Origin of the sequence: Halomonas sp. TA22 (genome assembly GCF_013009075.1) — a bacterium.
GTDB lineage: Bacteria > Pseudomonadota > Gammaproteobacteria > Pseudomonadales > Halomonadaceae > TA22.
Map to the genome: position 1 here is coordinate 650,144 of NZ_CP053108.1, position 22,175 is coordinate 672,318.

Annotated in this window: 22 protein-coding genes; 14 read left to right on the forward strand and 8 right to left on the reverse strand. The window is 64.3% G+C overall.

Annotated elements, in window-relative coordinates; translation table 11 throughout:
* The first annotated feature begins 46 nt into the window (after positions 1-46).
* The 6 genes from HJD22_RS02915 to HJD22_RS02940 all read left to right on the forward strand — a co-directional run bounded on the left by HJD22_RS02915 (position 47) and on the right by HJD22_RS02940 (position 6,041).
* Positions 47-1,099: a succinylglutamate desuccinylase gene (locus HJD22_RS02915; protein WP_208655671.1), complete on the forward strand. Its 1,053-nt coding sequence runs from the start codon at positions 47-49 to the stop codon at positions 1,097-1,099.
* A 99-nt stretch (positions 1,100-1,198) separates the two neighbouring features.
* Entirely contained in the window at positions 1,199-1,969 is a 771-nt protein-coding gene (locus HJD22_RS02920; RefSeq protein ID WP_208655672.1) for an ABC transporter ATP-binding protein, read from the forward strand.
* A 34-nt stretch (positions 1,970-2,003) separates the two neighbouring features.
* Positions 2,004-2,705 carry an ABC transporter permease gene (locus tag HJD22_RS02925; protein ID WP_208655673.1) on the forward strand — a complete coding sequence of 234 codons (702 nt, stop codon included), beginning with the start codon at positions 2,004-2,006 and terminating at the stop codon, positions 2,703-2,705.
* Between the two features lies 1 nt (position 2,706).
* The gene (locus HJD22_RS02930; RefSeq protein ID WP_208655674.1) at positions 2,707-3,432 is read left to right on the forward strand and encodes an ABC transporter permease; all 726 of its coding nucleotides are present in this window, start codon (positions 2,707-2,709) and stop codon (positions 3,430-3,432) included.
* A 150-nt stretch (positions 3,433-3,582) separates the two neighbouring features.
* Positions 3,583-4,353 carry a transporter substrate-binding domain-containing protein gene (locus tag HJD22_RS02935; protein WP_208655675.1) on the forward strand — a complete coding sequence of 257 codons (771 nt, stop codon included), beginning with the start codon at positions 3,583-3,585 and terminating at the stop codon, positions 4,351-4,353.
* Positions 4,354-4,571: 218 nt separating this feature from the next.
* Positions 4,572-6,041: a DASS family sodium-coupled anion symporter gene (locus tag HJD22_RS02940; protein WP_248730077.1), complete on the forward strand. Its 1,470-nt coding sequence runs from the start codon at positions 4,572-4,574 to the stop codon at positions 6,039-6,041.
* Positions 6,042-6,054: 13 nt separating this feature from the next.
* Here the strand turns inward: HJD22_RS02940 and cadR are convergent, their stop codons facing one another.
* Positions 6,055-6,513, reverse strand: coding sequence for a Cd(II)/Pb(II)-responsive transcriptional regulator (gene cadR / locus HJD22_RS02945; protein WP_208655676.1), 459 nt, complete (start codon positions 6,511-6,513; stop codon positions 6,055-6,057).
* An 81-nt stretch (positions 6,514-6,594) separates the two neighbouring features.
* Between cadR and HJD22_RS02950 the strand changes: the two genes are divergently transcribed.
* Positions 6,595-8,787 carry a cation-translocating P-type ATPase gene (locus HJD22_RS02950; protein ID WP_208655677.1) on the forward strand — a complete coding sequence of 731 codons (2,193 nt, stop codon included), beginning with the start codon at positions 6,595-6,597 and terminating at the stop codon, positions 8,785-8,787.
* Here the strand turns inward: HJD22_RS02950 and HJD22_RS02955 are convergent.
* Positions 8,781-9,509 (reverse strand): gamma-glutamyl-gamma-aminobutyrate hydrolase family protein, encoded by a 729-nt coding sequence (locus tag HJD22_RS02955; RefSeq protein WP_208655678.1) that lies wholly within the window; start codon positions 9,507-9,509, stop codon positions 8,781-8,783. The genes HJD22_RS02950 and HJD22_RS02955 overlap by 7 nt on opposite strands.
* Before the next feature lie 124 nt (positions 9,510-9,633).
* On the opposite strand from HJD22_RS02955, the gene HJD22_RS02960 reads away from it, so the two are divergent.
* The 3 genes from HJD22_RS02960 (at position 9,634) to HJD22_RS02970 (ending at position 12,987) form a co-directional block, all read left to right on the forward strand.
* Positions 9,634-10,050 (forward strand): gamma-glutamylcyclotransferase family protein, encoded by a 417-nt coding sequence (locus HJD22_RS02960; protein ID WP_208655679.1) that lies wholly within the window; start codon positions 9,634-9,636, stop codon positions 10,048-10,050.
* Positions 10,051-10,071: 21 nt separating this feature from the next.
* Entirely contained in the window at positions 10,072-10,872 is an 801-nt protein-coding gene (locus HJD22_RS02965) for a TraX family protein (protein ID WP_208655680.1), read from the forward strand.
* Between the two features lie 96 nt (positions 10,873-10,968).
* Entirely contained in the window at positions 10,969-12,987 is a 2,019-nt protein-coding gene (locus HJD22_RS02970) for a PhoX family phosphatase (RefSeq protein ID WP_208655681.1), read from the forward strand.
* 87 nt (positions 12,988-13,074) lie between these two features.
* Here the strand turns inward: HJD22_RS02970 and HJD22_RS02975 are convergent, their stop codons facing one another.
* Positions 13,075-14,196 (reverse strand): 5-(carboxyamino)imidazole ribonucleotide synthase, encoded by a 1,122-nt coding sequence (locus tag HJD22_RS02975; RefSeq protein WP_208655682.1) that lies wholly within the window; start codon positions 14,194-14,196, stop codon positions 13,075-13,077.
* A 55-nt stretch (positions 14,197-14,251) separates the two neighbouring features.
* A complete protein-coding gene (purE, locus tag HJD22_RS02980) occupies positions 14,252-14,758 on the reverse strand; it encodes a 5-(carboxyamino)imidazole ribonucleotide mutase (protein WP_208655683.1) in 507 nt (168 codons plus the stop codon).
* 198 nt (positions 14,759-14,956) lie between these two features.
* Here purE and HJD22_RS02985 point away from each other — a divergent pair, with 198 nt between their 5' ends.
* A complete protein-coding gene (locus HJD22_RS02985; protein ID WP_208655684.1) occupies positions 14,957-15,505 on the forward strand; it encodes a CAP domain-containing protein in 549 nt (182 codons plus the stop codon).
* A gap of 88 nt (positions 15,506-15,593) precedes the next feature.
* Here HJD22_RS02985 and HJD22_RS02990 read toward each other — a convergent pair whose 3' ends face one another.
* The 4 genes from HJD22_RS02990 to HJD22_RS03005 all read right to left on the reverse strand — a co-directional run bounded on the left by HJD22_RS02990 (position 15,594) and on the right by HJD22_RS03005 (position 19,917).
* The gene (locus HJD22_RS02990) at positions 15,594-17,627 is read right to left on the reverse strand and encodes a TRAP transporter permease (protein WP_208655685.1); all 2,034 of its coding nucleotides are present in this window, start codon (positions 17,625-17,627) and stop codon (positions 15,594-15,596) included.
* Between the two features lie 10 nt (positions 17,628-17,637).
* Positions 17,638-18,042, reverse strand: coding sequence for a DUF1850 domain-containing protein (locus HJD22_RS02995; RefSeq protein WP_248730082.1), 405 nt, complete (start codon positions 18,040-18,042; stop codon positions 17,638-17,640).
* Between the two features lie 176 nt (positions 18,043-18,218).
* The gene (locus HJD22_RS03000) at positions 18,219-19,178 is read right to left on the reverse strand and encodes a TAXI family TRAP transporter solute-binding subunit (protein ID WP_208655686.1); all 960 of its coding nucleotides are present in this window, start codon (positions 19,176-19,178) and stop codon (positions 18,219-18,221) included.
* Positions 19,179-19,377: 199 nt separating this feature from the next.
* Positions 19,378-19,917 (reverse strand): YaeQ family protein, encoded by a 540-nt coding sequence (locus tag HJD22_RS03005; RefSeq protein ID WP_208655687.1) that lies wholly within the window; start codon positions 19,915-19,917, stop codon positions 19,378-19,380.
* A gap of 240 nt (positions 19,918-20,157) precedes the next feature.
* Between HJD22_RS03005 and HJD22_RS03010 the strand changes: the two genes are divergently transcribed.
* The 3 genes from HJD22_RS03010 (at position 20,158) to HJD22_RS03020 (ending at position 22,168) form a co-directional block, all read left to right on the forward strand.
* Positions 20,158-20,427, forward strand: a complete 270-nt coding sequence (locus HJD22_RS03010) for an XRE family transcriptional regulator (RefSeq protein ID WP_208655688.1) — start codon at positions 20,158-20,160, stop codon at positions 20,425-20,427.
* A gap of 218 nt (positions 20,428-20,645) precedes the next feature.
* Positions 20,646-21,515, forward strand: a complete 870-nt coding sequence (locus HJD22_RS03015) for a putative selenate ABC transporter substrate-binding protein (protein WP_208655689.1) — start codon at positions 20,646-20,648, stop codon at positions 21,513-21,515.
* Positions 21,515-22,168, forward strand: coding sequence for an ATP-binding cassette domain-containing protein (locus HJD22_RS03020; RefSeq protein ID WP_208655690.1), 654 nt, complete (start codon positions 21,515-21,517; stop codon positions 22,166-22,168). Before HJD22_RS03015 ends, HJD22_RS03020 begins: the two co-directional genes overlap by 1 nt.
* Positions 22,169-22,175 lie beyond the last annotated feature (7 nt).

The window sequence follows — 22,175 nt, forward strand, 5'->3', positions numbered from 1 at the left end:
TTACGATTTTATCGACTAATACTGAATGAGAGTCATGGAGCGAGACATGCTCGACAGCTGGCTGGAGACGACATTTGCCGAGACGTCGCAAGACTCGGGCCAACGCCCAAGGAGCGGCAAGGGGGAGCACCTGCAGCATGGACGCTACGTACTGCATGGCCCTGGCATACTCGAGCTGATTCCGGCAAACCCAGGGCCGCACGCCCGAGTCTGCGTCGTGTCGGCGGGCCTGCACGGCAACGAGACTGCACCGATCGAGCTTGTCGGCGAGCTGCTCGCACGCTTGGAGGCGGGCCTATTGCGACTCGGCGCGCCAATGCTGGTTCTGCTGGGCAATATCCCCGCCCTGCGCCGGCAGCAGCGCTTCATCGGCACTAATCTCAACCGACTGTTTCGCCGAGATAACGAGGAAGCCGGCGCGGAGCCCGAGCGTGCCCGCGAGCTGATGGCTGCCGTCGACCGCTTCTATGCCCGCCACGCCGCCTGCTGCTCGCCTGACACGCCGCCCATCCATTACGATCTGCACACCGCCATTCGCGATAGCCGCTATCCGCGTTTTGTCGTCGAGCCCTGTGCCGACCGCGTCACCGATAACCAGCAGTGGCGCTGGCTCGCGGCGGCGGGTATCCAGGCGGCACTGCATCAGCACCAGCACAGCTGGACGTTTTCGCACTACTCACGGCACTATCATGGTGCTCAGGCGTTTACGTTGGAGCTCGGCCGGGTCGCCCCTTTCGGCGCGAACGACCTGGAGGCGCTGCATCTCATGCGGATGCTGCTCGAAGCCTTGCTGGAAGGGCGTGCGCCCCCGGAAGCGCCAGCTTCCCGCATGGCCTTCTTTCGCGTCGAGCATGAGCTGGTCCGCCAATCGCAGTCGTTTCGACTCTGCTTTGCCGAGGAGACGCCAAACTTTACCGAATTCGCTCCCGGCACGCGCCTGGCGAGCGATGCCGAGGCCGGTGACTACCTCGTTGGCGAGCGGCCTCTGTCGGTGGTGTTTCCCAATGCCAACGTCGAGATTGGCGCGCGCGCCGCCCTGCTGGTCGCACCGGAGGCAGCGCCCGCGGCCCCCGTCAGGCAAGAACAAAGCGGAAAATAGCAATTCAATAATTGGGCTCTCCCATGACCCGTCAGGCCTGTTAGAATCGCCCATTTTTCGCGCCAGCAGTATCGATGTCCTTTGTCCGGAGCCCGTGTCATGGCCACAACGCCCATCCCGCTGGAAGTGCGTAACATCAAGAAACGCTTTGGTGACGCTGAAGTCCTCAAGGGACTGTCGTTGCAAGCCAATAAAGGCGACGTGATCACCTTGATCGGTGCCTCCGGCTCAGGAAAGAGTACCTTCCTGCGCTGCATGAATCTGCTCGAGCAGCCCGACGAGGGCGACCTGCTGCTGCATGGCGAGGAGATCCGCTTCAAGCAGACCAGGCAAGGTCGCGAGCCCGCCGACTGGAAGCAGGTCGTGCGCATGCGCGCCAGGCTCTCCATGGTATTCCAGAGTTTCAATCTCTGGGCACACATGACGCTGCTCGAGAATGTGATCGAAGCACCGGTCCATGTGCTCAAGAAACCCAGGAAGGAGGCGATCGAACATGCCCGCGCACTGCTCGAGCGGGTCGGCCTCTCGCATCGTGCCGACGCCTATCCCGCGCAGATGTCCGGCGGCCAGCAGCAGCGCGGCGCCATCGCCCGTGCGCTCGCCATGGACCCCGAGGTGATGCTGTTCGACGAACCCACCTCGGCGCTGGACCCCGAGCTGGTCGGTGATGTGCTCAAGGTGATGCGTGACCTGGCCAAGGAGGGGCGCACCATGGTGGTGGTGACCCATGAGATGGGCTTTGCCCGCGACGTCTCCAGTCAGGTGATCTACTTGCATCAGGGGCTGGTCGAAGAGGCAGGTCCGCCCCAGGAGGTGCTGACCGCCCCCCGTTCCGAGCGCCTGAAGCAGTTCCTGGCCCCCAAGTATTGATGAGGCGTATCGCCGCCCCTCGAGGGAGAGAAGCATGCTAGACCTCCACGGCTACGGCCCCAGGCTGCTGGAAGGCGCCGGCGTCACCATCCAGCTGGCAGTGCTGTCGTTGATCCTGGCCATCGTGCTGGGCCTGCTGACCGCCAGCGCCAAGATGTCGCGCAGCTGGCTGCTGCACAAGATCGCCACGCTCTACACCACGGTGATCCGTGGCGTGCCCGACCTGGTGCTGATGATGCTGCTGTTCTTCGGTGGCCAGATGGGGCTCAACGTCCTCACCGACATGCTCTACGACCGCTTCGGCATCGATCTTTTCATCAATCTCAACGCCTTCGCGGCCGGCGTGATCACCATCGGCTTCATCTTCGGCGCCTACATGGGCGAGACCTTCCGGGGCGCCTTTCTGGCGGTGGATCATGGCCAGATCGAGGCCGGCCGCGCCTACGGCATGAGCGACTGGCTGGTGTTTCGGCGTATCCGCTTCCCGCTGATGATGCGTCACGCCCTGCCGGGGCTCTCCAACAACTGGATGGTGCTGCTCAAGACCACCGCACTGGTCTCGGTGATCGGATTGACGGACATGGTACGTGTCGCCGCCGAAGCCTCGCGGGCCACCCATGAACCCTTCACCTTCCTGATCCCGGTGGCAATGATCTACCTGCTGATCGCCAGCCTCTCGGAGTGGGCCTTCGCCAGGCTGCAGAAGCGCTACAACGTCGGCTTCGGGGGCCACTGACATGCTCGATATCTCGACCTGGTTCAACGACCTGCTGGCCGGCAACGTGATCTTCACGCCACAGACCCTGGCCTACTACTGGCAGGGGCTGGTCACCACCACCCAGCTGGTGTTCTTGTCGCTGCTGGTCGGCCTGGTGCTGGCGGTGCCGCTTTCGATCCTGCGCGGCTCGAAACGTCCCTGGATCAAGTGGCCGATCTATTTGTACACCTACGTGTTTCGTGGCACGCCGCTGCTCATCCAGCTATACATCATCTACTACGGCGTGGTGTTCTTCGACGGTATCCAACAGACATTGCTGTGGCCAATCCTGCGCGAGGCGTTCTACCCCGCGCTGATCGCCTTCACGCTCAACACCGCCGCCTACACCACCGAGATCTTTCACGGCGCGATCAAGGCAACGGCCCGCGGCGAGATCGAAGCCGCCCGCGCCTACGGCATGTCCAACGGCCTGATGATGCGGCGTATCATTCTGCCCAGCGCCTTCCGACGTGCCTTACCGGCCTACGGCAACGAGGTGATCTTCATGCTCCACGCAAGCGCCATCGCAAGCGTGGTGACGCTGATGGACCTGACCGGGGCCGCACGCTTCGTCTATGCACGCTTTTATGCCCCGTTCGAGGCCTTCCTGTTCGTCGCCGCGATCTACCTGTGCCTGACCTTCGCGATCCTCTACTTCTTCCGTTTCCTCGAGAAGCGACTGCTGGCCCACCTGAGGCCCGCCTGAGGGAGCCTGTGATAGCATCGTGGCGTCAAACGAGCGTTGGAAAATCGCTCCGCAAGGGCGGTTTTCCCCTTCCGGCCAGCCACCAGCTGCGCTAACGTTAGCGGGTCTTCACGCACTGTGAACCGTGAACAACAACAGGGAGCTACACCCATGAAAAAACTGCTGACCGTCTCGATTCTCGGTGCAGCCATTGCCGCTGGCACCGCCCAGGCGCGCGATTACGACCATGTGCGCTTCGGTGTCGACGTACCCTACGAGCCGATGGAGTACCGCACGCCAGAGGGCGAACTGACGGGTTTCGACATCGACCTGGGCAATGCCCTGTGCGAGGAGATCGGCATCACCTGCGAGTGGATCGTACAGGAGTGGGACGGCATCATTCCAGGCCTTATGTCGCGCAACTACGACGCCATCATGTCATCGATGACCATCAACGATGAGCGCCGCCAAACCGTGCTGTTCTCCGACCCTTACTTCACGCCGCCTTCGGCCTGGTTCGCGCCGCAAGACAGTGACATCGACGAGGCCAGCGAATCCACCCTGGAAGGCACCACCATCGGCGTGCAGCGCGGTACCTTGCAGGATAACTATGTCACCGACATGTACGGCAGCGTGGCCCGTGTGAGCCGCTACTCCACTGCCGACGACATGGTGCTGGACATGCAGGCCGGGCGCCTGGATATCCTGTTCCTCGACTACCCGGTGGGCAAGGCCACCCTGCTCGACAGCGAAAGCCGCGACTACAAGGTGGTCGGCGACATGGTCACCGAGCCCAAGGAGTACTTCGGTGACGGCTTCGGCATCGCCTTCCGTCCGCGTGACGAAGCCTTGGCGGAGCGCTTCAACGAGGCGCTGGCGACCCTGCAGGAGGACGGCACCTACGACGAGATCTACGAGCGCTACTTCGGCGAAGACGAGTAAGCTTTCTTTCGCTCCCTCGGCGTCGCCGAGGGAGCTGGCCTCCACCACGCCTCCACATTCGCCCCTCCTCGCCACTGCTGGTATCCCCGCCCAATCCCGCTGCCACCTCTCCGCCCCCGCTTTAGACAAAGGTCGTAAACCTAAAGTCGCAGCCAGCTGTTAAGGTGTCGACAACGCAGCCAGGCGCACGCCTAGCGCCCATCGACCATGGAGAGGATATGCCGACGACGACAATGACAGGGGAGCGATCCTGGAGACATTGGGGCACGCTACTTGCGGGCCCTCTGCTGTTTGTACTGCTCCACCTGGTGATGCCCGATACGCTGATCGACCCGGCACCGCGTACCGTGCTGGCACTTACTGCGTGGATGGCGGTGTGGTGGATCAGCGAGCCGGTGCCGATCCCCGTCACTTCCTTTCTGCCCATGGTGGTGCTGCCGCTCTCCGGCGTGATGCCCTTGGATGATGCCGTCGTCGGCTATTCCAATCCGGTCATCTACATGTACATGGGCGGGTTCATCCTGGCGATCGCCATCGAGCGCTGGAACCTGCATCGGCGCATCGCGCTCAACATCGTCAACCGTATCGGCAACAGCCTGCGCAGCATCGTGCTCGGGGTGATGATCGCATCAAGCTTCCTGTCGATGTGGATCTCCAATGCCGCCACCGCGCTGATGATGCTGCCGATCGCCCTGGCGCTGCTCGCCGAGCTCGACGAGCGCGATCAGTTCGACCGCGGCCAGCGCGACGCCTTCGCCATCACCCTGCTGCTCACCGTGGCTTACTCGGCCTCCATCGGCGGCCTGGCAACGATCATCGGCTCGGTGCCCAACGCTATCGTGGTGGCGATGATCCCGCAGTTCTTCGACGTCGAAATCAGCTTCCTGCAGTGGATGATCTTCGCCCTGCCGTTGACGCTGATCCTGCTCACGGTGCTCTATTTCTATCTCACGCGCTTCTATGCCAAGGTGCCCAGCGCTCCACTGCGGGTCGACTTCATCGCCAAGGAACTCAAGGCCATGGGCCCCATGAGCCGTGAGGAACGCCGCGTGCTGGTGGTGTTCGTGTGTACGGCACTTGCCTGGGCGCTGCGCGGCTGGCTGGCCCCCTTCTTCGACCTGCCGATCAACGACACGATCATTGCCGTCGTGGCCGCCATCTCGCTGTTCGTGATTCCGGCCCACTCCGAGAATCGCAGCCTGCTGGTGTGGGAGGACATGGTAAAGCTGCCCTGGGGGCTGTTCATCCTGTGGGGCGGCGGCATGGCGCTGGCAGCCGCCTTCAGTGCCAGCGATCTGACCGGCTGGATCAGCGAGCAGCTCCAGTTGATGGGCGACATTCACTACTTCTGGCTGCTGCTGTTCATGGTCACCTTGATGCTGTTTCTCACCGAGATCATGTCCAACACCGCCACTGCCAACATGGCCCTGCCAATTACCGCAGGCATGGCGGCGACGGTGGCCACCGGCCATCCGCTGGGATTGATGATCGGCGTGGCGCTGGCTACCACCTGCGCCTTCATGATGCCGATCTCCACGCCACCCAATGCCGCGGTGTTCTCAAGCGGACGCATCAGCATTCGCCAGATGGCCACGGCGGGGCTGCTGATGAACCTCGTCTCGGTGGTGGTGATCACCGCCTTCGTCTACTTCGTAATGCCGATGCTGCTGCCCCATCCCAACGGCTGAGGCCACATGTCGGTCAAAGGCCTCGGTGGGAGCCCGGCACATGCACGCCGGGCTCCCCGTCCTGCAACTCTCCGGCCGCCAGCGGCCGGGCGAGTTCGCTGAGGATGCCGCACTCGCTCGCCGCGCTCTCGCCGTTGCAGCGCTGACGCAACCTGACCAGCGCCAGCTTAAGCGTCTGAAGCTGGACGATGCGTGACGCCACGTGATCGAGATGCGCATCGATCAAGGCATTGACCTCGCCGCAGGGCTGCTCGGGGTGGTCGTGGCACTCGAGCAGGGTGCGTATCTCGCCCAGCGTCATGTCCAGCGCCCGGCAATGGCGAATGAAGCCAAGGCGTTCTGCGTGCGCTTCGCCGTAGAGGCGATAGTTGCCGCTGCTGCGTGCCGGCTCGGGCAATAGCCCCTCGCGCTCGTAGTAGCGGATGGTTTCCACCGCACAGCCGGTGCGGGTGGCCAGCTCGCCGATCTTCATGCCCATCCTCCCCGATTTCTCTTGACCCTGTAGCGGCTTCAGGGTGTGTCATCAGCATATGCGATGACACGGAGTTCTACCATGACCGAACGATCCTGCTACTCGAACTGCAGCATCCCAGAAGCGATCCCCGCCGCACAGAAGCACAACCATCCTCCTACCGGTACAGAGCCGCTGCGCCTGCACATTGAGGCGATGGACTGCCCTACCGAGGAGGCGCTGCTGCGTCGGGCGCTGGAGGACGTGCCCGGCATCGAGCGGCTCGACTTCGACCTGATCGGCCGCGTGCTGACCGTTCATCACCGCAATGCGGCGGAAGAAGCTATTCAGCGCCGTATCGCGTCCACCGGCATGACGGCACAGCGCCACGATCCAACGCAACGCATGCCCGAAGCCAGCAGCGAAGAGCACTGGTGGAAGCTGGGTGCAGCCGCGGCTCTAGCCCTTGCCGCCGAGGCCAGCCACTGGCTTGAACTGGCCGAGCCCTGGCTTGCCGCCGCACTGGCGCTGACGGCCATCGCCCTGGTGGGCCTGCCCACCTGGAAGAAAGGCTTCATTGCCCTGCGCCACCGCACGCTCAACATCAACGCCCTGATGAGCGTGGCAGTGACCGGCGCCCTGCTGATCGGCCAGTGGGCAGAGGCGGCCATGGTGCTGGTGCTGTTCACATTGGCCGAGCGCATCGAGGCGCGCTCGCTGGGCCGGGCACGCAACGCCATTCGCGAGCTGCTCTCGCTGGCACCGGAGAGCGCCAACGTGCGCCAGCCCGACGGCAACTTCCGCAACGTTCCGGCCAGCGAGGTCACGGTGGGCAGCCTGGTGCGGGTGCGACCGGGCGAGCGCCTGGCGCTGGACGGCAGCGTTGCCGAGGGGCACCCGGCGCTGGACGAATCGCCTATCACCGGCGAGAGCCTGCCGGTGGACAAGGCGCCGGGAGCGGCCGTGTTCGCCGGCAGTGTCAATCAGGGCAGCGAGTTTCTCTACCGCACCACCCGCGCGGCGAGCGACACCACCCTGGCCCGCATCATCCATACCGTGGAGCAGGCCCAGGCCAGCCGCGCGCCGACTCAGCGCTTCATCGACCGCTTCGCTGCCGTCTATACCCCGGTTGTGTTCGCCATCGCCCTGCTGGTCGGGCTCACCTGGCCGTGGCTATTCGGTGTGAGCTGGCTGGATGGCATTTACCGCGCCCTGGTCCTGCTGGTGATCGCTTGCCCCTGTGCGCTGGTGATCTCCACCCCGGTCACCATCGTCAGCGGCCTGGCCGCTGCCGCCCGCGCGGGCATTCTGATCAAGGGCGGCAATGTGCTCGAGCAGGGCCATCGCCTCGTCACCATCGCCTTCGACAAGACCGGCACCTTGACCCGAGGCCGCCCCTCGCAGCGCACCTGGCACCCGCTCGATCCGGTGCTGGACACCCACGGACGTGAGCGCCTGCGCGCTCTGGCGGCGGGCCTCGCCGGTCGCTCGTCGCACCCGGTCTCGACGGCCCTGGCCCGCGCCGCCGAGACCGATGGCGTCGTTCCGCTGGAAGTGAGCGACGTGCGGGAGCTACCCGGCCGCGGCGTGATCGCCAGGCAAGGCGAGCGCGCCCTCTGGCTCGGCAATCGCCGGCTGATGCAGCAGTTCGCGGCGGTCGACGACGCGCTCGAGGCTCAGCTGGGGCAGCACGAGGCCCGCGGCGAAACCCTGGTCATTCTTGGCGAGGAGAACCAGCCGCTGGCACTGTTCGCCGTCGGCGATCCGCTGCGCGAGGAGAGCCAAGAAGCGGTTGCCGGCCTGCATCGTCTGGGAATCACGACGCTGATGCTGAGCGGCGACAACCCGGCAAGCGTGGCCACCATCGCCAGTCGGATCGGCATCGACGAAGCCCACGGTGCGCTGCTGCCGGAGGACAAGCTGGCCATGATCGAGGCGCGCGCGGCCCAGGGTCCGGTAGGCATGGTGGGGGATGGCATCAACGACGCCCCGGCCCTGGCCCGCGCCGACATCGGCTTCGCCATGGGCGCGCTGGGCAGCGACGCCGCCATCGAAACCGCCGACGTGGCGCTGATGGACGACGACCCGCGCCGGCTGGTCGACTTTCTGCGCCTGTCTGGCCGCACGCGCAGGGTACTGCTGCAGAACATCGCCATCGCCCTGGGCCTCAAGGCGACATTCATGATGCTGGCCTTCACCGGACACGCCACCTTGTGGATGGCGGTATTCGCCGACATGGGGGCGAGTCTCATCGTTGTGGTCAACGGGATGCGGCTACTGCGTCCCGTTCATTGAGGGAGATGTTGTCCGCCGCTGGCGCCGCGCAGGAAATTGAGCGCCCAGCGTGCCATCAGCTCGCTGTCGAGCGCTGCATTGAGCGATACAAGCCCCTCGCGCACCCGGTTGTCTCCGACCCGCTCGCTGCGTAACGACATCAGGTCCCGCGAATAGGGCTTGAGGAATTCCGGATGCCCCTGCACACCGAGAAAATGCTTGCCAACCTGCATCAGGTAGAAGGGGCAGAAGTCACTGCCGGCCAATATTTTGGCGTCAGGCGGCAGCTCCACTACCTGGTCCTGGTGGCTGACGATCAAATCGAGCCCCTCCTGCCAAGGCTCCATCCACTCGGCACGCTCAGTGAGGCGATTGAAGGAGACGCCCACACCCCACCCCAGCGGACTCTGGATTACCCTGCCGCCAAGCGCCTTGGCGATCAGCTGATGGCCGAAGCAGACCCCGAGCAGAGGCTTGCCTGCTGCATAGAGGCGACGCACGAAGCCGCACAGCTCGTCGACCCAGGCCAGGCCATCGTTGACGCCACACTTGGAGCCGGTGGTCATCCAGGCATCCACCGCCTCGATGTCATCAGGAAGTTCACCGTCCTGACAGCGCCAGACACGGAAGGTCAGCGTCGGGTCCAGCGCGCCGAACAACCGCTCGAACATCTCCGGATAGTTGCCGTGTTCGCCGCGCAGCTCCGGCGCCACGTCATCGCACTGCAGGATGCCTATCCGCATCGGTCCTCTCCACGAAACGAAAAACTTATATTAACAAAGCATCACCGACTGAACCTCCTCAGCAGCTATCCTGTAAGCCAATTAAGCCAATAACAACATCCGAGCATGGTCCACAGGAGTCCTTATGACGCACCTACTGTTCGTCTACGGCACACTCAAGCGCGGCTTCGCTCATCATGAGCGCTATCTCGGCCAGGCGGAATTTCTCGACAAGGCGATCACCTGCGAGCCTTTTCCGCTGGTGCTCAACGGTCCGCGATTCTCCCCGGTATTGATCGATGCCCAGGGGCACGGGCTGCAGGTTAAGGGCGAACTCTACCGGGTCGGCAACGCGACACTTGATGAACTCGACCGCCTGGAGCGGGTCAATTTACGCGACGGCTATTGCCGAAGGCGACTGACGATCGCCGATAGCAACGGTATCGCTCGTGCCGCCTGGTGCTACCTGAAGCATTCGACCTGGGTCGAGGATGTCAGAAGCGAACCGCTGGATATCTATGACGACGAGCGTTATCGTCCCCGCGACGATGGTTTGGATTGATACCCTGACATGGAGGTAACGATGACCGCCCCGGCAACGACACTGCACGACACCGTGCGCCCCTCTTCGACCTGGACCGGCTGGGGTCAATGGCTGGCCCTGTTCACCATGAGCGTCGATCATCTCACCCGCTATGTGTTGCCGGGCAACTGGGATCTCTCTTGGGCCGGCGCCTCGGTCGGACGCATCGCCTTTCCGCTGTTCGCCGCCATGGTCGCCTGGCATGGGCTGTTCAACACCCGTAACCCGATGCGCTATGCCAGGCGCATCCTGGTCATCGGCTTGGCCGCCCAGATCCCCTACATGATGATGCCGCGCGTCTCCGATGCCTTCGTGCTCAATGTCTGCTTCACGCTGGCGGCGGGGCTCGCCTGGGGTGCCTGGCTGCGCGACCTGCTCGACAGGCAGCGCCGGGGGGAGCTGAGCGCAGCGTGGCTGGCGCTGGGCACCGCTGCCTCGCTGGTGGTGTGGTTTCTGCTCGGTGACTGGGTGGAGTACGGCCACCGCGGGCTGCTGCTGCTTCCGCTGTTCATGCTGGCGATGTACCACCTCAACCGTGGCGGCGACTCGCTTTCCGAGCGGCTGCTGGCCGTGGCCGCCGCGCTGCCCCTGCTGATCATCGCCGGGATGATGAACTACAGCGACATGGCCAAGTCGTTTACCGTAGCGACCTGCCTGGTGGTACTGCTGCTCGCGGCGGGCGCCTCCCGCGGCGTGCCCCAGGTCGGCGTGGTCATGCCGCGTCGCCTGTGGCTGGCCTGGTACCCCGGTCACTTCGCGCTGATCGCCCTGTGGCTATGGCTGGTGGGCGCAATAGGTTGAAGGTGGCCGTTGTCACCGAACTGCCATGATTCCTTCATGGCAGTGCAACCCTCGCTGACGAGCATAGGGGCACTTCATCCCATATGAGAGAGCCCCATGAAAGGCCCCCAGCAGATCGGCAGCGCCGACCCCGTCCTCGCCGCTGGCGACGAGACCCTGAGCAACCACTCGAGCAACGCCTATTTCGGCGACATTCTTCAGGCGCGTATCAGCCGCCGCGCCATGCTGCGCGGCAGCCTGGCAGCGGCTGTCGCCGGCGCCATGGCCACCAGCCTGCCCTTCGGCTCGGCCTTTGCCGCCCAGGGGTCGCGCAGTGGACCGACTCTAGGCTTCCAGGCGATTCCCACCAGCAATGCCGATAGCGTCACGGTACCGCCAGGCTATCGGGTCCAGACGCTGATTCCCTGGGGTACGCCGATCACCGGCGACTATCCCGCGTTCTCGCTCGCCAATGGCGCCGACGAGCAGGCACAGCAGGTGGGCAGCCATCACGACGGCATGCACTTCTTCCCGCTGGAGGGGAGCCGCGACGGCCTGCTGGTGCTCAACCACGAGTACGTCGAGCCTCGCTTCATGCATGCCGCAGCCGCGGACCTGGCACTCGACAGCGAGCAGTTTCCGCAGCATGCCGACGGCTCCCGTGATGCCGACCAAGTGCGTAAGGAGATGAACAACCACGGTGTCTCGGTGGTGCGTATCCGCCAGGGCGACGACGGCCAGTGGCAGGTGGTGCGCGACGCCCACAACCGGCGCATCACCGGCCTCACGCCGATGCAGCTCTCCGGCCCGGTCGCCGGCACCCACCACGTGCAGACCAAGTACAGCCCCGATGGCAGCATGGTAAGGGGCACGCTCAACAACTGCGCTCACGGCACCACTCCCTGGAACACCTACCTGGCCGCCGAAGAGAACTGGTCGGGCTACTTCGCCAACCAGGACACCGAGATCGACCGGCGCCAGACGCGCTACGGCATCGAGACGCGCAGCGAAGGGCGTTATCAATGGCACCGTGCCGAGGGCGGTGACGATGAATACGTGCGCTTCGACGCCACCACCCGCGGCACCACGGCGCAGGAGGACTACCGCAACGAGCCTCACGCCTTCGGCTACATGGTCGAGATCGATCCCATGCAGCCCGATGCCGCCCCGGTCAAGCGCACGCACCTGGGGCGCTTCGCCCATGAAGGCGTGATCTTCGCCCCGGCCGTGGAGGGCCAGCCGGTGGTCTGCTACTCCGGCGACGACGCCCGCTTCGAGTACATCTACAAATTCGTCTCGAGTCGCCCCTATCAGGCGGCCACCGCCGAGGGTTCGCTGCTCGACGAGGGCACGCTCTATGTTGCCCGCTTCAACGAGGATGGCAGCGGCGAGTGGCTGGCCCTGGCCCCCGGCGTCAACGGCCTGACGCCGGAGAACGGCTTCGAGGATCTCGCCGACATTCTGGTCAACACCCGCAATGCCGCGGATCATGTCGGCGCCACCAAGATGGACCGCCCGGAGTGGGGTGCGGTGGACCCCGTCACCGGCCAGGTCTACTTCACCCTGACCAACAACAGCCGCCGTGCAGAGGGCCAGCAGGACGCCGCCAACCCGCGCGCCGACAACAATTTCGGGCATATCATTCGCTGGCAGGAGGCGGGTCACCACTCGGCCGAGCGCTTCGCCTGGGATCTGTTCGTGCTGGCAGGCGACGCTGACGATAGCCGCGACCTGACCGGGGAGCCCCTCGGGCAGGACGCCATCTTCGCCAGCCCCGACGGCCTGTGGATCGACCCGGACCGCCGCCTGTGGATCCAGACCGACATCAGCGAGTCGGTGATGAATACCGGCATCCATGAGGTGTTCGGCAACAACCAGATGCTGGCCGCCAATCCCGAAACCGGCGAGATCAAGCGCTTCCTGACAGGGCCCCTCGGCCAGGAGATCACCGGCGTGATCACCACGCCGGACCAGCGCACCATGTTCGTCAACGTCCAGCACCCGGGGGCGACCACCACTGCCGAGGCCTTCGCATCGGGCGACTTTGTCAGCCACTGGCCGGAGGGTGGCAATGCGATCCCGCGCTCGGCGACGCTGGTCATCACCCGCGAGGATGGCGGCATCATCGGGGCGTGATCGACAAGGGCTAGCTAGCCCGCCATGAAGCAACAAGGCCCCGCCTGCAGTACATGCAGGCGGGGCCTTGTCGTTGCACTGGTACCGCTATTCGAAGCTGAAGCGCGGCGCCGGCGAGTCCGGCAACAGTACCGCACAGGCTTGAACCTTCTGCAGCAGCTCGGCGTGGGTCGCTGCCAGCAGGTTGACGTGACCAAGCTTGCGTCCGGCACGCTCTGCCTTGTCGTAGCGGTGCAGGTGAACATCGCCGATGGCGAGAATCGCCGCCGGGTCACCCTCGCGACCGATCACATTGATCATGCAGGTGGGCAAGCGCGCCTGGGTATCGCCCAACGGCAGGCCCTGGATGGCACGTAGATGGTTCTCGAACTGACTGGTCGGTGCCCCGTCCATGCTCCAGTGCCCGGAGTTGTGCACCCGAGGCGCCATCTCGTTGGCGAGCAGCCGGCCGTCGCGGGTCTGGAACAGTTCCAGGGTCAGCACGCCGACGTAATCCAGCTCGCCGAGCAGGGCGCGGATATAGCCGTCGGCGGTGCGCTGTACGGTCTCGTCGAGATCGGGTAACGGTGCCAGCGAGTAGCGCAGGATACCGTCGACATGCACGTTCTCGGCCATCGGGTAGAAGACGATCTCGCCGTCGCGGCCACGTACGGCGATGATCGACACCTCGCGCACGAAGTCGACGAACGCCTCGACGATCAGCCGCGAGTGGCCGATGCTGGCCCAGGCCTTTGACGCTTCGGCGGGGTCCTTGAGCACCGCCTGGCCCTTGCCGTCGTAGCCTTCGGTGACCGACTTGGCGACCACCGGGCAACCCAGCTCGCGCGCCGCAGCTTCCAGCGCCTCGGCGCTCTCCACCAGCCGATAGGCCGGGGTAGGAATCGCCAGACGGTCGAACAGCGCCTTCTCTTCGGCCCGGTTCTGGCAGATGCGCAGCGCCTCGCTCGACGGATAGACCGGCTTGCGCGCCTCGATCTTGCGCACCAGCTCAAGGGGCAGATGCTCGAATTCGTAGGTGACCAGGTCGACCCGGTCCAGGAAGGCATCCAACTGGCGGCGATCCTCCTCGCCCTCCAGCATCAGCACCTCGCCGATGCCAGCGCTGGGGTGGCCGGTGGTATCCAGAAACACGAAGCGATTGCCCAGCGGATAGCCCGCCAACGCCAGCATGCGGCCCAACTGGCCGGCACCGAGAACGCCGATATTCATGCCTGCCTGTCTCCTTTCGAGTTCATGCCTGCGAGTTCATGCCTGCGAGTTCATGTCAGGCCTCGCGGGGGTCCGGGTTGTCCAGCACCGCCTGGGTCTGTTCGGCGCGAAATTCTTCGATGGCGGTGCGGATGCGCTCATCCTGCAACGCGACGATCTGTGCCGCCAGCAAGCCGGCATTGGTGGCGCCCGCCTTGCCGATGGCCAGCGTGCCCACCGCAATGCCACCCGGCATCTGGGCAATCGAGAGCAGCGAGTCGAGTCCCTTGAGCGACTTCGACTCGACCGGCACGCCGAGTACCGGAAGGAGCGTCTGCGATGCGACCATGCCCGGCAAGTGTGCCGCGCCACCGGCGCCAGCAATGATCACCTGAAGGCCGCGTTCGGCGGCACCCTTGGCATAGTCGAAGAGCAGATCGGGAGTGCGGTGTGCCGATACCACCCGAGTCTCGAACGGCACGCCCAGGCGCTCCAGCATCGCCACGCCATGCTCCATGACTGGCCAGTCCGACTTGGACCCCATGATCACGCCCACTAGCGGCGCCTGGTTCGACGACGACATGGCACTCCCCTCTCGCTCGTTGGTCCCGCTCTAGAATGGTGACGGCGCGTCGCGCCGGCTATCGGAAAATCGCGCAGCATACCGCCATATATGGTTTGGGGAAAGAGCAGGCCAAGACTGCATGGGCATCGCCCATTCGGATCGCCATATTCGGGCTAGGCTATGGTAAGGGTGACTAACGTGCACAAGGAGGCCAGCATGCCCCACTCGCTACATCGTTATATCGTACCCTATATTGCGCTCGCGCTCGGAGTGACAGGGCAATCCCAGGCCGGCGAGGGCCCTGCGGCTCGCGATCATTCGCGCTCTCAAGGCGCATGCGAAGTGAGCGAGATGCAACGGGAGATGCTCGAGCGCGTCAACGCGGCCCGCCAGGAGAGTCGCCAGTGCGGCGATGACGACTTCGACGCGGCACGCCCCGTGGCATGGAACTGCGATCTCGCCGCCGCTGCCGAGGCCCACTCACGAGACATGGCCGAAAACGACTACTTCAGCCATACCGACCCGGAGGGTGAGGGACTACAGGCCAGGGTCGAGGCCGAAAGTTACAACTGGAGAGCCATCGCCGAGAACATTGCCGCCGGTCAGGAAAGCATTGTCGAAGTCGTCGAAGGCTGGCTCGCAAGCCCCGGACACTGCGCCAACCTCATGAACGATACCTTTACCGAAATGGGCATGGCCAGGATCGAGGAGGCACAATCGCTACGCTCTCCCTACTGGACTCAAGTTTTCGCCCGGCCCCGCTAGGTCTTCGCCCGCCCGCCAGTTCACGCAGCCACGAAAATGAATGCCCCCGCCGTCAGGCAGGGGCAAGAGGGTCACGACTGTCAGGTCGCTAGTAGCCAGCCCTGGGCATCGGGTCCGTCACCTCGCTGCCATGCCGGCGAGCATGCAGCCAGTTCCCTCCCAGCACCAGGATGATCGCCACCAGGCTTGCCGCCTCACTGTAAATGCTGGGGTAGAACACACCGACGGTTGCTGCCACCAGCACCAGCCGCGACAGCGGATTCATTCTAGTGAAGAGGTAGCCCTCAAGGCTCGCCGCGAAGGCCAGCAAGGCGGCGATCGCAATCACGCCGTTCCAGATCACCACCGGTACCGGGCCGCCGACGATGATCTCGGGATTGAAGACCATGAACAGCGGAATCAGGTAGAGCCCCTTGGCGAACTTCCACGCCTGGACGCTAGTCTCCATCGGCTTGCTGCCGGCGATCGCCGCGCCAGCGAAGCCGGCAAGCGCAATCGGTGGCGTGACGTTGGAATCCTGGGAGTACCAGAACACTACCAGGTGGGCGATCAGCAGCGGCACGCCGAACTCGGCGGTCAGCGCCGGGCCGACCAGCACGATCAGCACGATATAGCTGGCAGTGACCGGCAGGCCCATGCCCAGGATCAGGCTCGCCAGCAATACCATCACCAGCGCCAGCACCAGGTTGCCGCCGGAGAAGGCCATCATCATCGAGGAGAACTTGAGGCCCAGGCCGGTGAGGCCCACCACACCGACGATGATGCCGGCCACGGCGCAGGCCATGGAGACCGCCACCGCGTTGCGCGCGCCGAGTTCGAGTCCTTCGACTAGCTTGACCACTCCTGCCCACAGCGTGCGGCGAATGCTTGTCGCGGTGATCTTCTGGCCCTGTTGCGGCGCGATGAAGAGGAACCACAGCGCATAGCGCAGCACCGCTACCGCGATCATGGTGACCACGGCATAGAAGCCCACCCGCATCGGTGACAGGTTCATCACCAGCAGCCACACCAGCACCGCAAGCGGCAGCAGGAAGTGCCAGCCGTCGCGCATCACCTGGCGCATCTGCGGCAGCTCCGAGCGCGCCATGCCCTGCATGCCCTGCTTGAGGGCGATGATGTGCACGAACAGGTAGACGGTGGCAAAGTACATGATCGCCGGCAGGATACTGACCTTGACCACTTCCAGATAGGGGGTGTTGGTGTATTCGGCAATCAGGAAAGCCCCGGCCCCCATTAACGGCGGGGTGATCTGCCCACCGGTGGAGGCCGCCGCCTCGATGCCGCCGGCCTGGTGAGGCTTGTAGCCCAGGCGCTTCATCAGCGGGATGGTGAAGGCCCCGGTGGTCACCACGTTGGCAATCGCACTGCCGGAGATCGAGCCCATGCCGGCCGAGGCGAGCACCGCGGCCTTGGCCGGGCCGCCGCGCTGGCGGCCGGTCGCGGCGTAGGCCATGTCGATGAAGAACTTGCCGGCCCCGGTGCTCTCCAGAAAAGCCCCGAACAGCACGAAGATGAAGATGTAGGTCGCGGCCACTCCGAGCGGCAGACCGAAGATTCCCTCCTGCCCCAGATAGAGCTGGCCGGCGACACGCTCGAGCCCGTAGCCGCGGTGATTCATGATCCCGGGCATGAAGTCCGACAGCCAAGGCAGTGCCCCACGCGGCCCGGCGAAGGCGTAGATGATCGCCAGCAGGCCGATGATGGTCATTCCCAGGCCCACCGCGCGGCGGCTTGCTTCAAGCACCGTGACTACGGCGATACAGGCCACCGTGATGTCGGTCTGGTTCCAGAAGCCCGCACGACTGATGATCTCGTCGAGGTAGAGTACCAGGTAGCCCCCGGTCACCACCGCGCCTGCGAAGAAGACGATATCGATGATCCAGCCCAGCACGCCGCGCTTGCGATTGGGCCCGAACGCCGGAAACATCAAGAACGCCAGCATCATGATCAGCGCCAGGTGGATGCCGCGCTGATAGAACAGACCCAGCGGCTGGATCCCCGCCGAGTAGAGCTGAAACAGTGAGAGACCCACCGCCACCAGGGTGATCAGCCACAGTACGACGCGTGGCTGAATGGCGCTGCCCCCCGGTATCACGATGGGTGGGGTCGTGGTCTCTTTCATGGATTCCTCGTCAGACGTCGTCTGGCTTGTGTAGTTGTAGGGTGACTCTCTGACCCGCTGCGATATCGCTCAGGCTCGCCTGCCGCTGCCCCTCGGGAGAGTCCCATATCAAGCGATGGTCGACGGCAGCCGAGCCGACCCGCAAGACATAGCGACTGCCGGGCACCGGCTCATCGATATCGACGATCCAGTAGCCGCCCTGGCCGTCGGAGATCTGTTCGCCACGCCCCTCGGTATGTCCAAGGCCGGCGGCAAAATCGGGTTGGTGGCTGCGTTCGAGCCACATCCGCCCCTCACGGAAGCGATAGCAGTCGAGCACCGTGAACTTCGCCACCGAGTGGTTCCAGCCCAAGCACCAGCCATCATCCTCCACCAGCGGCAGGCTGAACAGCCTTTCGCCATAAGCGTCGATCACTTCAAGGACGGTAGGATCTTTAGCCCTCTCCTCGGCCTGTGAAGAGAGCGGAGAGAGTGCCAGGCAGCACAGCAGCAGGGCGAGCCACCAGGCCCGCCCTACTTGTCGTTGCTGCAACGATTGGTGCCGTCGCGACATCAGCCGCATGAGCAGAACATCGTATCGTTAAGACTTCATTACGGACGCAGGTCGTCGGGAATATCGGCCTCGACTTCCTCGTAATAGCGGATCGCACCGGGGTGCAGCGGCACCGGTGTGGAGTTCATGGTGAACTCGATGGTGGTGTCGTTGGCTGCCGGGTGAACGGCGATCAGGTCGTCGATGCGCTCGAACAGCAGCTTGGTGAGCTCATAGGCGAGCTCCTCGTCCATGTCGGCATTGACGACCAGCACGTTGGGAATGCTGATAGTCTGGACCGCTTCGTCCATGCCCTCGTACATGCCGGCACGCAGTTCGTAGGCGGCGAATACCGGCTCCTCCTCACGGGCGTTCTCGATCTCCTCGTCGCTAAGCCCGATCAGGCGGATATCGCGGGTGGCAGCAAGGTTGAGGATCGAGCTGGTGGGCGGCCCCACGCTCCAGAAACCGGCGTCGATATCGCCATCACGGATCGCATCGGCGGTTTCGTTGAAGTTGAGGCGTTGCGGCGTGAAGTCATCGTAGCTGATGCCGTTGGCTTCAAGCACGGCGCGGGCGTTGAGCTCGGTACCGCTACCCGGTGCGCCCACCGAGACGCGCTTGCCGCGCAGATCGTCAATGGACTGGATATCGGAGTTGGCAAGCGTCACCAGTTGCACCGCATTGGGGTAGACCGAGGCCAGGGCGCGGGTATTCTCGATCTGCCGGCCCTCGAAATCGCCGGTGCCCGACCACGCCTGGTAGACGGTATCGGCCAGGGCGATGGCGATATCGGCATCGCCGCGCATGATCAGTCCCATGTTCTCGACAGAGGCGCCGGTGACTTCCGCAGTGGCGCTGGCCCCTTCGATGTTGTCGTTGATCAGCTCGGCAAGGCCGCCACCGATCGGATAGTAGACGCCGCCGGTGCCGCCAGTGGCGATGGAGAGCTGCTGAGCGAGGGCCGCCGGGGCCGTGGCGATCAGCGAGGCAGTAATTGCATACTTGAGAATGCGCATGGAGTTCCTCCGGTCGTGAGACCTGAACATTATTATTGGTGATTCGCGTGGTGATACGGCGCTTGCGCCAACATACGCGACTGGATACCTGAAGAAGCTAGCACGCTGGCGGCGCACTACACACCACGACTATTGCCCCATTGCCATGGCAGTCGCGGCATGCTCTGTTGATCGATTGGCCTTGGTGAAGAGCCGACGCTTAGCGCTCGCCCATCAGCCACTCGGGCTGCAGCTCGTGCTGCCCTTGGGCGTCGGTGATGAACAGCGTGCCCTCGCTGATCATCACCGACCAGTTGATGGTCCGCGGCAGGTCCCGGGCAAGCTCAGCAAGTGGCGCTTCGGGCAGGCTGGCGATATGCAGGTTCTTCAGAGTGCTCACCGCCGGCAGTACCCGCGACTCCCACACGCCGACCCGGCCATAGGCGAGCAGCGATACTCGCTCGGCGCGCCGCGAACACCAGGTCAGCCTTTCGGCATCCGGCAATCCCACCTCGATCCAGTGCAGCACCCGGCCATCCAGGCTCTTCTCCCACAGCGCCGGCTCATCGACATCCGACAAGCCGCGCCCGAAGGCCAGCGACTCGCTGTACCACAGCGCATGGGCCAGCAGCCGCGCACTCAAGCGCTGCTCGGTTTCCGACGGATGGCGCGCCACGGTGAAGCGCTGCGTATCATAGACCCCGCGATCCAGATCGGTGAGGTTGAGTTCTACCTTATAAGGCGTCGCGGAGAGGGCCATGGCGATATCCTGAGCGTCGAAATAGGCAGGCAGTCTACGCCATGGATAACGCTGCACGGTACCGGGATATTGCCAGTGCCGTGCGCCATGCCGATGTGAACGAGACTCTGGTGCGTTCGACACCGCCCTAGGGCAGCGCCCTGCGGTTGGCCTGTTACAAAAATTCTTCGAAACAGGTCTGGAACAACGTGGCAAAACCTTGCATGCTGAACGCGTAAAAAGCCACGCCTACGGAGCCACATGAGCACGGCACGATTAACGACCGGTTGGGACTTTCGCACTCCTCCGCGACTGACACCCGACCTGGACGTACGAGAACTCGAGAAGCGTTCTCGCCTGATGCGCGTCGTCACCCGCCGCATCGCCCTTTCGGAACTGCCCAACCGCGAGATTGCCCAGCGCGCCGGCATCCCTCCCCAACGGCTCAGCGACCTGCTGGCCGGCAAGATCGAACAATTTTCCGTCGAAGAGTTGGAACTGCTACGCGATAGCGTCGAAGAGGAAGGCTAGCCGTGCCATGACTTGCGCCGGCTGAGCGAGCTTGCCGGTGCGCAGCTGGTATGCGACGAGGCCGCGGGTATCGAACGCGAGTCGCGCTGAGTGCTGTGCCGTTCGCAGCCGCCCGTTGGGTGTGGCGTGGCTGGATGGGCGCTTCGTGAAGCGCTACCGCGAATAACTTCTCTTTTTGCTATCATGGCCAGCCGTTTTCCCATCATGGATGTCCACTCATGCTTCGTCGTCTGTTTCTCGCCAGTACCGCTGGCCTGACGCTGCTCGCCTCCTCTCTGGCGGTTGCCGATACCCTGGTCTTCACCGCTATTCCCGACGAGGACGAGACGCGCCTGCAGGAGCGCTTCCAGAAGGTCGCCGACTATCTGGCCGACGAGCTCTACGTGGACGTGCGCTTCATTCCGGTCACCTCCTACGCCGCCTCGGTCACCGCATTTCGCAACAACCAGGTGCAGCTGGCTTGGTTCGGCGGCTTCACCGGCGTGCAGGCGCGTGAATTGGTGCCGGGATCGCTGGCCATCGCCCAGGGTGTCGAGGATCCGGAGTACAAGAGCTACTTCATTGCCAACCGCGAGACCGGCATCGAACCCCATGAGGGCGACACCGCTCCGGAAGCGCTGCGCGGCTTGACCTTCACCTTCGGCTCGCAGAGCTCCACCTCGGGCCGGCTATTGCCGGAGTACTTCCTGCGCGAGCACCTCGGCGAAGCGCCGCAGGAGCTGTTCGCCCGGGTCGGCTTCAGCGGTAACCACAGCCGCACCGTGTCGCTGGTGCAGTCCGGCGCCTACCAGGCCGGCGTGCTCAGCTACACGGCATGGGAGAATGAGGTCGAGGCCGGCAATGTCGACCCCGAGCGCGTGCAGCTCATCTGGGAGTCGCCCTCCTACCCCGACTACCACTGGACGGTGCGCGGCGATGTCGACGAGCGCTTCGGCGAAGGCTTCACCGAGCGCCTGCAGCAGGCGCTGCTCGACATGGATGATCCCGAACTGCTGGCGAGCTTCCCGCGCAGCGGCTTCATTCCCGCGAGCAACGACGATTTCAGCATGATCCTCGACGTCGCCCGCGAGCTGGACCTGCTCGACTGATGAGCTCACTTGCGCTGATCGACGCCGTTGCCGCCTACGGCGAGATAAGGGTGCTCGGCCCACTGAGCCTGACACTCGCCCCGGGCGAGCATGTCGCGCTGGTGGGCAAGAGCGGCGCCGGCAAGTCGACGCTGCTGTCGATGATGTATGACCAGTGGCGCGATCAGGGGGCAGCGCTGATGCCCCAGGACCTGGGGCTAGTGCCGACGCTGTCGGTATTTCACAACGTCTACATGGGGCGACTCGACCGCCACCCCTGGTGGCGAAATCTGCTGACCCTGCTGCGTCCACGGCACGGCGATGTGGAGACGATCGACACCCTGCTGGGCAGGCTTGGCATCGCCGAGAAGCGCTGGGTAGCGTGCGGCGAACTCTCCGGCGGCCAGCGCCAGCGGGTGGCAGCAGCGCGGGTGATCCATCAGGGCGGCCAGGTGCTGCTTGCCGACGAGCCGGTCTCGGCGCTGGATGGTCCCCAGGCCACCATCGTGATGGACGCGCTCACGGCGACCTATCCGATGTCGGTACTGGCGATGCACGATCTCGACTTGGCACTGCGCCACTGCAATCGGGTGATCGGCATCCATGCCGGCGAGATCGCCATCGACCAGCCAAGCAGCCGCCTGACCGCCCACGACCTGCTGCCGCTCTACTGACCATGGC

Coding starts and splice junctions, on each gene's coding strand:
- HJD22_RS03015 (WP_208655689.1), top strand. CDS start 20,646: ATGCTTCGTCGTCTGTTTCTCGCCAGTACCGCTGGCCTGACGCTGCTC.
- HJD22_RS02915 (WP_208655671.1), top strand. CDS start 47: ATGCTCGACAGCTGGCTGGAGACGACATTTGCCGAGACGTCGCAAGAC.
- HJD22_RS02965 (WP_208655680.1), top strand. CDS start 10,072: ATGACCGCCCCGGCAACGACACTGCACGACACCGTGCGCCCCTCTTCG.
- HJD22_RS02970 (WP_208655681.1), top strand. CDS start 10,969: ATGAAAGGCCCCCAGCAGATCGGCAGCGCCGACCCCGTCCTCGCCGCT.
- HJD22_RS03005 (WP_208655687.1), bottom strand. CDS start 19,917: ATGGCCCTCTCCGCGACGCCTTATAAGGTAGAACTCAACCTCACCGAT.
- HJD22_RS02955 (WP_208655678.1), bottom strand. CDS start 9,509: ATGCGGATAGGCATCCTGCAGTGCGATGACGTGGCGCCGGAGCTGCGC.
- HJD22_RS03020 (WP_208655690.1), top strand. CDS start 21,515: ATGAGCTCACTTGCGCTGATCGACGCCGTTGCCGCCTACGGCGAGATA.
- HJD22_RS03000 (WP_208655686.1), bottom strand. CDS start 19,178: ATGCGCATTCTCAAGTATGCAATTACTGCCTCGCTGATCGCCACGGCC.
- HJD22_RS03010 (WP_208655688.1), top strand. CDS start 20,158: ATGAGCACGGCACGATTAACGACCGGTTGGGACTTTCGCACTCCTCCG.
- HJD22_RS02990 (WP_208655685.1), bottom strand. CDS start 17,627: ATGAAAGAGACCACGACCCCACCCATCGTGATACCGGGGGGCAGCGCC.
- HJD22_RS02985 (WP_208655684.1), top strand. CDS start 14,957: ATGCCCCACTCGCTACATCGTTATATCGTACCCTATATTGCGCTCGCG.
- HJD22_RS02920 (WP_208655672.1), top strand. CDS start 1,199: ATGGCCACAACGCCCATCCCGCTGGAAGTGCGTAACATCAAGAAACGC.
- HJD22_RS02975 (WP_208655682.1), bottom strand. CDS start 14,196: ATGAATATCGGCGTTCTCGGTGCCGGCCAGTTGGGCCGCATGCTGGCG.
- HJD22_RS02950 (WP_208655677.1), top strand. CDS start 6,595: ATGACCGAACGATCCTGCTACTCGAACTGCAGCATCCCAGAAGCGATC.
- HJD22_RS02935 (WP_208655675.1), top strand. CDS start 3,583: ATGAAAAAACTGCTGACCGTCTCGATTCTCGGTGCAGCCATTGCCGCT.
- HJD22_RS02930 (WP_208655674.1), top strand. CDS start 2,707: ATGCTCGATATCTCGACCTGGTTCAACGACCTGCTGGCCGGCAACGTG.
- HJD22_RS02925 (WP_208655673.1), top strand. CDS start 2,004: ATGCTAGACCTCCACGGCTACGGCCCCAGGCTGCTGGAAGGCGCCGGC.
- cadR (WP_208655676.1), bottom strand. CDS start 6,513: ATGAAGATCGGCGAGCTGGCCACCCGCACCGGCTGTGCGGTGGAAACC.
- HJD22_RS02940 (WP_248730077.1), top strand. CDS start 4,572: ATGCCGACGACGACAATGACAGGGGAGCGATCCTGGAGACATTGGGGC.
- purE (WP_208655683.1), bottom strand. CDS start 14,758: ATGTCGTCGTCGAACCAGGCGCCGCTAGTGGGCGTGATCATGGGGTCC.
- HJD22_RS02960 (WP_208655679.1), top strand. CDS start 9,634: ATGACGCACCTACTGTTCGTCTACGGCACACTCAAGCGCGGCTTCGCT.